Here is a 9,331-nt window from a genome sequence, read left to right on the forward strand (position 1 = left end):
GGGGCGTCGGTGCGCGGACGCGCGACGTCGAAGCCCTGCGGACGCTGATGGCCCGGGGCGGCGCCCACGCGACGCTTGGTCTCGACCACCACGGTCTTGGAGCGGCCATGGCTGAAGCTCTGCTTGACGGTGCCGGTCGAAACCGATCCCGCCGTGCGCGGCTTCAGGCTCAGCGGCGCGCGCGGCCCCGTGCCCGGAGCGGGCGAAGGCGGGGTCGTCTTGCCGTCGTTGGTCTTGTCGTTCTCGTCAGTCATCCGGTCGCTTTACTTTGACGGCGGGACATCCACCGTCGTCGTCCAAACACAAAAGCCGTGCGGCGCCCCGCCCCCGTTCAGGGAGCAGAACCCCGCCCGTCTGAAAATCCATCCGGGTCCTCAGCCGCGTCCGCGCCCCATCCGGGGGGCGACAACGGTCGAAATCCCGCCAGTCGTTCGACCTCGAAGGTCCAGCGATCGGCCCGCCCGCCCTCAAGCAGGACGGCGTGTATCGCATTTTCCAGCCCAAGGGCCAAACCCAAATCGTCCGCGCCGAACGCGCCGCACACTTTGGGGGGGCGGGCCTGGTGTTTCGCGAGCGCCAGGAGCTTGCCCCGACCGTCGGCGGACCCGTCCGCCGCCTCCACCAGCCACGCGGCCTTGCCGGAGCGGATCGCCGCCGCCGACTTTTCGAAGCCAGAGATAAGAACGCCCTCGCGTCGGGCAAGCCCCAGCTGATCCAGGCAGCGCTTGGCCAGTAGGGTTTCGACCAGGTCCGCCAGACCCGCGGCCGGTTTCAGCGGGGCCTTGGCCGCGCGGCTGAACAGGTTCTTCTTCACCGCCGCCTCGACCGAGGCGCGATCGGCCGCGACCCACAGGCCGCGGCCCGGCAGCTTGCGCGCCAGATCGGGGGCGACCGAGCCGTCCGGGGCGGCCACGAAGCGGATCAGGCGAGACTCCTCCATGACCTGGTGAGTGACCAGGTCTCGGCGCTCCCGCTCAGTCGTCGCTTCGCGAACTCTCATGGACGGCCAGGTCTCCCATCACGCGTCGCGGGACTGTTCGGAGTCCTCTTCGAGGACCTCCGCGTCGTCGCCTTCGGCCGGAGCTTCGGCCACCTCGTCTTCGCCGGTCGCGCCCGAGAAGACCGCTTCAGGATCGTACTCGCCCTCGGCGTACTCTTCCTCGTACTCCGGCTCGGGCTGGGGCAGTTCGGACGCGTCGATCCAGCCGGCGGCCACGCGGGCCTGCAGGATCAGCATCTCGGCGTCTTCCTGCGCCAGGTTGAAGGTCTCCAGCACGCCCGGGACCTTCACGCGCTCGCCGTTCCTGACTTCGTAGCCGCCGCGGATCTCGTCCGTGGCCAGGTCGGCCAGGTCCTCGACGGTCTTCACGCCGCCCTCGCCCAGGGCCACGGCCATCGGCAGGGTCACGCCGGGCACCTCCAATACGCCGTCCTCGACGCCCAGCGCCTTGCGCTTGGCGTCCTGTTCCGCGGCCTGGCGTTCCAGGAAGTCGCGGGCGCGAGCCTGCAGCTCTTCGGCGGTGTCCTCGTCGAAGCCCTCGATATCCGAGATCTCGTACGGCTCGACATAGGCCAGGTCCTCGACCGTGGCGAAGCCTTCGGTGACCAGCAGCTGGGCGATGACCTCGTCCACGTCCAGGGCTTCCTGGAACAGGCTGGTGCGCTCGCTGAACTCGCGCTGGCGGCGCTCCGAATCCTGGCTTTCGGTGATGATGTCGATCTGCCAGCCGGTCAGCTGCGAGGCCAGGCGCACGTTCTGGCCGCGGCGGCCGATGGCCAGCGACAGCTGCTCGTCGGGGACCACCACCTCGACGCGGTCGGCTTCCTCGTCCAGCACCACCTTGGACACCTCGGCCGGGGCCAGGGCGTTCACGATGAAGGTCGGCTCGTCGTTGACCCAGGGGATGATGTCGATCTTCTCGCCCTGCAGCTCGGCGACCACCGCCTGCACGCGCGAACCGCGCATGCCGACGCAGGCGCCGACGGGGTCGATCGAGCTGTCGTTCGACAGAACGGCCATCTTGGCGCGCGAGCCCGCGTCGCGGGCGGCGGCGCGGATCTCGATCACGCCGTCGTAGACTTCGGGCACTTCCTGGGCGAACAGCTTGGCCATGAAGCCGGGGTGCGAGCGCGACAGCATGACCTGCGGCCCCTTCGCCTCGGGGCGGACGTCGTAGATGTAGGTGCGGATCCGGTCGCCGATGTTGAACACTTCGCGCGGGATCGAGTCGTTGCGGCGCATGATGCCCTCGCCGCGGCCCAGGTCGACGATGGTGTTGCCGTATTCGACGCGCTTGACCGTGCCGTTGACGATCTCGCCGACGCGATCCTTGAACTCTTCGTACTGGTTGGCGCGCTCGGCCTCGCGGACCTTCCCGGTCACCACCTGGCGGGCCATCTGGGTCTGGACGCGGCCGAACTCGAACGGCGGCAGCTCCTCGACGTACTCCTTGCCGACCACGGCTTCGGGGTCGCGCTTCAAGGCGTCCTTCAGGCGCACCATGGCGCTGTCGTTGAACTCCTCCAGTTCGTCTTCCGGCTGCCAGTCATCTTCCACGATGGTGACGTGACGGGTCAGGGCCAGCTCGCCGGTCTTGATGTCGATCTTGGCGCGGATGTCGTGGTGGGCGCCGTAGCGCGACTTGGCGCCCTTCTGGATCGCCTCCTCGATCGCCTCGACGACGATCTCCTTGTCGATGTTCTTCTCGCGCGCGACCGCATCGGCGATCTGCAGCAGTTCGAGTCGGTTCGCGGAAACGCCGGCCACAGCCATGGTCTAGTCCTCGGTCTCGGTAGAGTTGTCGTTACGGGCGGCGCGCTTCTCGGCGCCCGCCTTCATCAATTCATCGGTCAACACCAGCTTGGCGTCGGCCAGCCACGCGAACGGGATCAGGGCGGTGTCCTCTTCCCCTTCCAGGTCCATGGCGACGTTGTCGTCCTCGGTCCCGGCGATCACGCCCTTGAAGCGCTTGCGGCCCTCGATCATTCGATCGGTCTCCAGCCGCGCCTCGTAACCTTCGAACAGGTCGAAGTCGGCCAGACGCGTCAGCGGCCGGTCGATGCCGGGCGACGAGACCTCCAGCAGATATTCGCCGGCGATCGGGTCGGCGGCGTCCAGCACCTCCGACACCGCGCGGCTCAGGCGGGCGCACTCCTCGACGGCGATGTCGTGGTCGGTCGCGCGCTCGGCCATGATCTGAAGCCGCCGCCGCTGGGTTCCCCCCATCAGGCGCACGCGCACGACCTCGAGGCCCAGGCTTTCGGCGACGGGCTCGATCAGCTCCAGGAGCTGGCGGTCTTCTGCGGTTTTGGCCTTCAAGAGGGGTCCCGGGCAAAATAAAAGCGGCTGGCCTTCCGGGCCGCCGCTTCAAACGGCGCCGTCGGACGCCGGTCTAACGATGTGGGGCGGCATATAGACCCGCCTGAAGGGTTTGTCAGCCCCTTGCGGCGAACGACGCGTAGATCAGCCCCGCGACGCCCCCGGACAGCAGGACGCAGGCCGCGATCAACCCCGTGCCGGACGGTCCTCGACGGCCAGGCGCCCCAGGGCGCGAACCCGGCGACCGTCGACACGACGCAGTACGCCGCCGCCGCGGCGAGCCCCCCGGCGGCCATGACCCAGCGCCGGGGCGGCCAGGCCTTGAAAACCGCCTTCATGGCCAGGAGCGTCAGCCCGCCGAACACCAGGCTGGGGACGATCCCCATCAGCGCGGCGACCATGTAGGTCATGGGGATTTCAGAGATCGGAACACGCCGTTCCGAGGTCTGGGGCAACAGCCAGGCCAGGGCGAGGAAGATCGTCACCGAGACCGGCGGGGCCGCGACGGCCGCCAGCAGGAAGCCCGGGATGGAAAGACCTGTCTTGGACATGCGCGTCTCCGATGCCCGGCCACGCTAGACCACGTCCCGGCCTCAGGAAATCCGCCGCGCCGCGCCTGTCAGGAACGGTCAGCCGAGGCGAGGCGGGCCTTAGACCAGCGCCAGTCGGCCCAGATAATCACGCTTGCCCAGCGCCACGCCCTTGTTGCGCAAGATCGCGTAGGCCGTGGTCACGTGGAAGTAGAAGTTCGGAATGGCGAAGCTGGTCAAATAGCCCGCGCCCTCGAAATCCAGCTCCACGCCCGGGAAGCGCAGCTCGACGCGGCGCGTCTCGGCGCCCTCGAACCCCGCCGGGTCGACGCCTTGGATGAAGGCCAGCGACAGCGCGATGGTCGCCTTCAACTCTTCCAGAGACGCTTCCTTGTCGTCGGTCCTCGGCCAAGGCTGGCCGGTCAGGCGCGCGACGCAGCTGCGGGCCGAGAATGAGGCCATCCGGACCTGGTCGGCGAACGGCAACATGTCGGGCGCCAACCGCGCCTCCAGGATCTCGGCCTCCTCCAGGCCCGACGCGGCCGCCTTGTCGACCAGGCCGGACAGCGTATTCAGGCCGCGCACGAAGATCGGCGTGGCGGCGTCCTCGAGGGCGAAAGTCATCCGCGGCGTCCTTTTTCAGGGTCCCCGCCTGTTGCCCCGCTTCGTCGCGGAAATCCAGATCGGCTTGCGCCCGCGATCGCCCCGTGGTGGCGTGGGTCATGCGCGCGCTTGCCTCTCTCGCCCTGATCGCCGCCTTCGCCGGGTTCATCGCCTTGGCCGCGCAGGTCGCCGTCCCCATGACCCCCGTGCCGATGACGCTGCAGACCCTCGCGGTGCTGATGTCCGGCGCGATCCTGGGCGCCTGGCGCGGCGCGGCCTCGGCCCTGCTCTACCTGGCCATGGCCGCCGCGAACCTTCCGGTCCTGTCCGACGGCGCGTCCGGCCTCGCCCCTTTCAGCGGGCCGACCGCCGGGTATCTGCTCGCCTTTCCGGTCGCGGCCGGCTTGGCCGGCGCCCTGTTCGAGCGGGCGGAAAGCAGCTCAGCCAAGGTCGCCCTGATGCTGGCGCTCCACCTGCTGATCCTCGTCGCCGGCGCGGCTTGGCTGGCGGTCCGCATCGGCGTCCGGCCGGCCTTGGACGACGGCTTCACGCCCTTCGTCGTCGGGGCCGGAGTGAAATCGGTTCTGGCCGCGCTGCTCGCTCCACCCCTGCGCAGGCTCGCATCGAGGGTCGTCGCCTAGCCGACCTGGGCGAACGCGCGGACAGGAAAGGTGCCGAACCCCTTCACCTTCGGCGGAGCGGCGAAGAACCGGAACGGTCCGTCGGGCAGCCGCTCCAGCGCGCACATGTGCTCCACGATGAGCACGCCCGAGCCCAGCAGCCGCGAGTGCACCGGCCGGGTCCGCCCTGAGGTGTCGTCGATGTTGTGGGAATCGATCCCGACCAGCCGCGCCCCGCCCTCGGCCAGCCGGTCGGCCGCCGCCTCCGTCAGGAAGGGGTGGCCGTCATAGTAGGCCTCGGTTCGCCAATGCCGGCTCCAGCCCGTATGCACCAGCACCGCTCGCCCTGCGACCTCCACCCCCTCGAAGAGGTCCGCGTCCACCGCCTGACGATCGCCGGCCCGCACCACCAGTCCCGGCAGGTCGACCAGCCGGTCCAGTCCGACGTCGGACAGGTCCTCGCCGTCGGCGTAGCGATGGAAGGGGGTGTCCAGATAGGTCCCGGTATTGCCCACCAGGGTGATCTCGCCGATCTGGAACTCCGTCCCTGGCGCGTAGTTCGCTCTCGACGCCTCACGGCTCAGCCAATCGCACACGTGCGGCGCGGGCAACCCCTTGTAGGTGACCATGCCGTCTTCGATCACATGGCTCAGGTCGATCAGGGTCAATCGCGAACGAACTCCAGGAAGATCGGCGGCGTGTCCCCCAGCTTCTTCTCTTCGTAGCGGGTGACGACGTGGTCCTCGGGCGCCACCCGCCAGTCGTCGGCCCGGTCGGCGGTCCAGGTCAAGCCGGGCGTGCGCTCCAGCCGTTCCAGCGCCCATTCGGCGTAGTCCTTCCAGTCCGTCACGAACCTCAGACGCCCGCCCGGCTTCAGCAGGCGAGCGATCTCGGCCGCGGTCTCGTCCTGGATCAGCCGTCGCTTGTTGTGTCGCGCCTTGTGCCAGGGGTCGGGAAACAGGATCATCACCCGGTCCAGCGAGCCGTCGGGCAGGGCCTTCATCACGTCGCGCGCGTCGTCGGCATGCAGCCGGACGTTCTTCAGCCCGCCGTCGTCGATATGGCGCAGCGCCGAGCCGACGCCGTTCAGGAAGGGCTCGCAGCCGATCATCAGCGCCTTGGGACGACGCGCCGCCTGGGCGGCCAGATGCTCGCCGCCGCCGAAGCCGATCTCCAGCCAGACCTCCTCGGCCTCGGGCATCAGCGCCCGGGGGTCGATCGGCCCCGCCTTCGGGTCCGGCACGGCGATGGTCGGCAGCAGGGTGTCGAACAGCGCCGCCTGCCGCGGCTTCAGCGTGCGCGACTTGATGCGGCCGAACGAACGCAGCGGGCCCCAGGTGGGGGCCTTGGAGGTGTCGGGATCGGAAGACATGGCGGGCGTATAGCTCGCCGCGGGGGCTAGGTTCTAGGGACTAGGGGCTAGGTTCTAGGAGCGTCACCCGAACAACTCTCCCTAAAACCTAGAACCTAGCCCCTAGAACCTAGTCCCTAGAACCTCAGGCCAGCGCCTTCAGCTTGTCGACCAGGTCCGTCTTCTCCCACGAGAAGCCGCCGTCCGCGTCGGCCGTGCGGCCGAAGTGGCCGTAGGCGGCGGTGCGGGCGTAGATCGGCTTATTCAGGCCCAGGTGCTCGCGGATGGCGCGCGGGGTGGCGCCGCCGATGAAGCCCAGGATGTTCTCCTCCAGCACCGATTCCGCGATCCTGCCGGTGCCGTGCAGGTCCACGTGGATCGACTGGGGCTGGGCCACGCCGATGGCGTAGCTGATCTGGATCGTGCAGCGGTCGGCCAGGCCGGCGGCGACGACGTTCTTGGCCAGGTAGCGGCAGGCGTAGGCGGCCGACCGGTCGACCTTGGTCGGATCCTTGCCCGAGAAGGCGCCGCCGCCGTGCGGGGCCGCGCCGCCGTAGGTGTCGACGATGATCTTGCGCCCGGTCAGGCCAGTGTCGCCGTCGGGTCCGCCGATCTCGAAGATGCCCGTGGGATTGATGTGCCAGACGGTCTCGTCGGTGATGAAGCCCTGCGGCAGCACCTTCTCCACCACCGGCTTGACCACCGCCGCCACCTCGGCCTGGGTCTTTCCGGCCGCGTGCTGGGTCGAGACGACGATCGAGGTGGCGCGCACCGGGCGGCCGTCCTCGTACTGCAGCGTCACCTGGCTCTTGGCGTCCGGCTCCAGAAGGGTGCCGCCCGCGTGACGGAGGTCCGCCAGGGCCTTCAGGATGTTGTGGCTGTACGCCAGCGTCGCCGGCATCAGTTCAGGCGTCTCGTTCGAGGCGTAGCCGAACATGATGCCCTGGTCGCCGGCGCCCTCGTCCTTGTTTCCGGCCGCGTCCACGCCCACCGCGATGTCGGCGGACTGGCCGTGCAGGTGGTTCTGGAACTCGAAGGTGTTCCAATGGAACTGATCCTGCTCGTAGCCGATGTCGCGCACCGCGGCGCGCACCGCGGCCTCGATCTCGGCCTCGATGCCCGGCGCCCACTGACCGTCGGCCCCCATGATGCCCTTGCCGCGGATCTCGCCGGCCAGCACCACCAGGTTCGTCGTCGTCAGCGTCTCGCACGCCACTCGGGCTTCCGGGTCCTTGGACAGAAACAGGTCCACGACGGTGTCGGAGATGCGATCCGCGACCTTGTCGGGATGGCCCTCGGAGACGCTTTCGGACGTGAAGAGGAAGGATGTGCGGGACAAGGCGGGCTCCTGGTGAAGGCCGCCAGACATATAAAGATATGTTTATATGTTCAAGTCACCCGCCGCTCCGGTCGCGACCAGCGGGCGTACCGGCTTGCCGGCGCCTCGCCCGCCATCCAGCGCTCGGCCACGCCGGCTCCCAGGCACAGCACCATCAGAACGCCAATGCCCCAGCGTGAAGCCACGTCGGCGCGGATGTGATGCGTCTGCAAGTCCGGCGTCATGAACATCACCGCATGCGCCACCATGGTCAGGCCCGCGAAGGCCGCGGCCGCCAGGGTCCACCACCGGTCCCGGCGCAGCGCCAGCCAGACCAGGGCGACGAACAGGAACAGATCGACCAGCGCCTCGCCCAGGCGGAAGCCGTTCAGCGTCACGGTCTGGAGCACGAAGCTGGCGACATAGGCCAGCACGAACATCGCCACCCCCGCCCTTTCGGTGTGGCCGCCGCGCAGCCACGCCAGGGCGAACACGGCCAGGCTGACCAGCAGGAAGAAAAGTTGAAAAGGGGCCATGCCGGTCCTCGGACGCGCCGGCCGCGGCTAGCGCTCCGGCGGGCGAGCGGCCGCGCCGCTCGTGATGGTCTCGTCGATGACGTGGACCTGACGCTGATAGGCGACGACGGCGTCGGCGATCGCCTTCATCATGACCGCCGCCAGCACCAGCATCACCAGGATGATCAGGACGCGGACGCCCCAGCCTCGTGGCGGAGGTCGGTAGCCGAACCGGCGGTCCGCGCTCCCATCTGCGCCATCACCCAGCCCGCGCTGAGCACCTGTTGCAGCAGCTCCCGGGGCGTAGCCTGCTCCGCGTCGTCCGCCAGACCGCGCATCAGATAGGCCCGGACCGGATTGTCCGGTCCCGTCGGGCTGAACCCGTCCAGCGCCGCCTCCAGATCTTCCCACGTCCAGTGCGGAAGAGGTTTGCTTCGATCGATCATCCTGGCCTGCCTCCCTGACCGAGGAGGCAGCAGAACCGGCGCCGGAGGTTTCGCCAATGGGGTCTTTCGTACCCTCTGGTACGTTTCGTTGCAGAAGCGCCAGGGCCGCCTTGCGCCGGTTGACCCCCAGCCGCCGGCACGCCTCATGCACATGCTTCTTCACCGTGGCCTCGGACAGGCCCAGGCGCGCGGCGATCTCCTTGTCGGTCAGAAAGGCGGTCAGCCTCAGACACTCTTCCTGACGCGCGCTCAATCCTGGCGACATCGACCGCTCCGATACTGCAACCCTAGCTAGGCCGTTCCGGCCGGGGCGTCCAGATCGGCGAGTGAGCCCGCGTCGCTCGAAACCGGGGCTCGGACCGGCGTGACGGTGACAGGAAATGGTGCCGCTTGCGTGACTCGAACACGCGACCCCCTCATTACGAATGAGGTGCTCTACCGGCTGAGCTAAAGCGGCCTTGGGCGAAACGGACGCGGGGTCCGGCGCGAGGCGGGTTCTTTATACGGCGCGCGCCAGGTTGCCAAGCGCCTCTATCAGGGCGTTTCGGTCGGGCCGTCGCGACCCGCAGTTCCGCGAAGCCGGCGGGCGACAGGGCCTCCGCCACGGCGCGCGAAATCGCGGCCGCCGG

Annotated in this window: 13 protein-coding genes, 1 tRNA gene and 1 pseudogene; 1 reads left to right on the forward strand and 14 read right to left on the reverse strand. The window is 68.9% G+C overall.

The window, feature by feature from the left end; genetic code table 11:
* The 6 genes from AC2W7C_RS09180 to AC2W7C_RS09205 form a co-directional block, all read right to left on the reverse strand.
* A partial coding sequence (locus AC2W7C_RS09180) for a translation initiation factor IF-2 associated domain-containing protein (protein ID WP_486001164.1) occupies positions 1–254 on the reverse strand: 254 nt, incomplete at its 3' end.
* A 77-nt stretch (positions 255–331) separates the two neighbouring features.
* On the reverse strand, positions 332–1,000 hold the full coding sequence (locus tag AC2W7C_RS09185; RefSeq protein WP_486001165.1) for an RNA-binding protein: 669 nt from the start codon (positions 998–1,000) through the stop codon (positions 332–334).
* Between the two features lie 18 nt (positions 1,001–1,018).
* Positions 1,019–2,773 (reverse strand): transcription termination factor NusA, encoded by a 1,755-nt coding sequence (gene nusA / locus AC2W7C_RS09190; RefSeq protein WP_486001166.1) that lies wholly within the window; start codon positions 2,771–2,773, stop codon positions 1,019–1,021.
* Between the two features lie 3 nt (positions 2,774–2,776).
* On the reverse strand, positions 2,777–3,319 hold the full coding sequence (rimP, locus tag AC2W7C_RS09195; RefSeq protein WP_486001167.1) for a ribosome maturation factor RimP: 543 nt from the start codon (positions 3,317–3,319) through the stop codon (positions 2,777–2,779).
* Complete coding sequence (locus tag AC2W7C_RS09200; RefSeq protein WP_486001168.1) at positions 3,316–3,870, reverse strand: hypothetical protein; 555 nt, start codon at positions 3,868–3,870, stop codon at positions 3,316–3,318. Before AC2W7C_RS09200 ends, rimP begins: the two co-directional genes overlap by 4 nt.
* A gap of 99 nt (positions 3,871–3,969) precedes the next feature.
* Positions 3,970–4,473, reverse strand: a complete 504-nt coding sequence (locus tag AC2W7C_RS09205) for a DUF1993 domain-containing protein (protein WP_486001169.1) — start codon at positions 4,471–4,473, stop codon at positions 3,970–3,972.
* 98 nt (positions 4,474–4,571) lie between these two features.
* On the opposite strand from AC2W7C_RS09205, the gene AC2W7C_RS09210 reads away from it, so the two are divergent.
* Positions 4,572–5,093 (forward strand): biotin transporter BioY, encoded by a 522-nt coding sequence (locus AC2W7C_RS09210; RefSeq protein WP_486001170.1) that lies wholly within the window; start codon positions 4,572–4,574, stop codon positions 5,091–5,093.
* Here AC2W7C_RS09210 and AC2W7C_RS09215 read toward each other — a convergent pair.
* The 8 genes and pseudogenes from AC2W7C_RS09215 to AC2W7C_RS09250 form a co-directional block, all read right to left on the reverse strand.
* Positions 5,090–5,740: a cyclase family protein gene (locus tag AC2W7C_RS09215; protein WP_486001171.1), complete on the reverse strand. Its 651-nt coding sequence runs from the start codon at positions 5,738–5,740 to the stop codon at positions 5,090–5,092. The two genes, AC2W7C_RS09210 and AC2W7C_RS09215, sit on opposite strands and share 4 nt — an antisense overlap.
* Positions 5,737–6,444, reverse strand: coding sequence for a tRNA (guanosine(46)-N7)-methyltransferase TrmB (trmB, locus tag AC2W7C_RS09220; protein ID WP_486001172.1), 708 nt, complete (start codon positions 6,442–6,444; stop codon positions 5,737–5,739). The genes AC2W7C_RS09215 and trmB overlap by 4 nt, the downstream gene beginning before the upstream one ends.
* A gap of 124 nt (positions 6,445–6,568) precedes the next feature.
* A complete protein-coding gene (gene metK / locus AC2W7C_RS09225) occupies positions 6,569–7,762 on the reverse strand; it encodes a methionine adenosyltransferase (RefSeq protein WP_486001173.1) in 1,194 nt (397 codons plus the stop codon).
* Positions 7,763–7,812: 50 nt separating this feature from the next.
* Positions 7,813–8,277, reverse strand: coding sequence for a hypothetical protein (locus AC2W7C_RS09230; RefSeq protein ID WP_486001174.1), 465 nt, complete (start codon positions 8,275–8,277; stop codon positions 7,813–7,815).
* A gap of 27 nt (positions 8,278–8,304) precedes the next feature.
* Positions 8,305–8,433: a hypothetical protein gene (locus tag AC2W7C_RS09235; protein ID WP_486001175.1), complete on the reverse strand. Its 129-nt coding sequence runs from the start codon at positions 8,431–8,433 to the stop codon at positions 8,305–8,307.
* A gap of 8 nt (positions 8,434–8,441) precedes the next feature.
* Positions 8,442–8,702 carry a hypothetical protein gene (locus AC2W7C_RS09240; RefSeq protein ID WP_486001176.1) on the reverse strand — a complete coding sequence of 87 codons (261 nt, stop codon included), beginning with the start codon at positions 8,700–8,702 and terminating at the stop codon, positions 8,442–8,444.
* 115 nt (positions 8,703–8,817) lie between these two features.
* Positions 8,818–8,967 (reverse strand): annotated as a pseudogene (locus AC2W7C_RS09245) (helix-turn-helix domain-containing protein); the annotation flags it as partial.
* Between the two features lie 116 nt (positions 8,968–9,083).
* A tRNA-Thr gene (locus AC2W7C_RS09250) sits at positions 9,084–9,159 on the reverse strand.
* Positions 9,160–9,331 lie beyond the last annotated feature (172 nt).

It is taken from the genome of Brevundimonas sp. CURTG3B2_SDJG (assembly GCF_057364705.1).

Excerpts from the sequence above, each read along its gene's own strand:
- AC2W7C_RS09185 (WP_486001165.1), bottom strand. The coding sequence starts at position 1,000 with ATGAGAGTTCGCGAAGCGACGACTGAGCGGGAGCGCCGAGACCTGGTC.
- nusA (WP_486001166.1), bottom strand. The coding sequence starts at position 2,773 with ATGGCTGTGGCCGGCGTTTCCGCGAACCGACTCGAACTGCTGCAGATC.
- AC2W7C_RS09200 (WP_486001168.1), bottom strand. The coding sequence starts at position 3,870 with ATGTCCAAGACAGGTCTTTCCATCCCGGGCTTCCTGCTGGCGGCCGTC.
- AC2W7C_RS09205 (WP_486001169.1), bottom strand. The coding sequence starts at position 4,473 with ATGACTTTCGCCCTCGAGGACGCCGCCACGCCGATCTTCGTGCGCGGC.
- AC2W7C_RS09210 (WP_486001170.1), top strand. The coding sequence starts at position 4,572 with ATGCGCGCGCTTGCCTCTCTCGCCCTGATCGCCGCCTTCGCCGGGTTC.
- trmB (WP_486001172.1), bottom strand. The coding sequence starts at position 6,444 with ATGTCTTCCGATCCCGACACCTCCAAGGCCCCCACCTGGGGCCCGCTG.
- AC2W7C_RS09230 (WP_486001174.1), bottom strand. The coding sequence starts at position 8,277 with ATGGCCCCTTTTCAACTTTTCTTCCTGCTGGTCAGCCTGGCCGTGTTC.
- AC2W7C_RS09240 (WP_486001176.1), bottom strand. The coding sequence starts at position 8,702 with ATGATCGATCGAAGCAAACCTCTTCCGCACTGGACGTGGGAAGATCTG.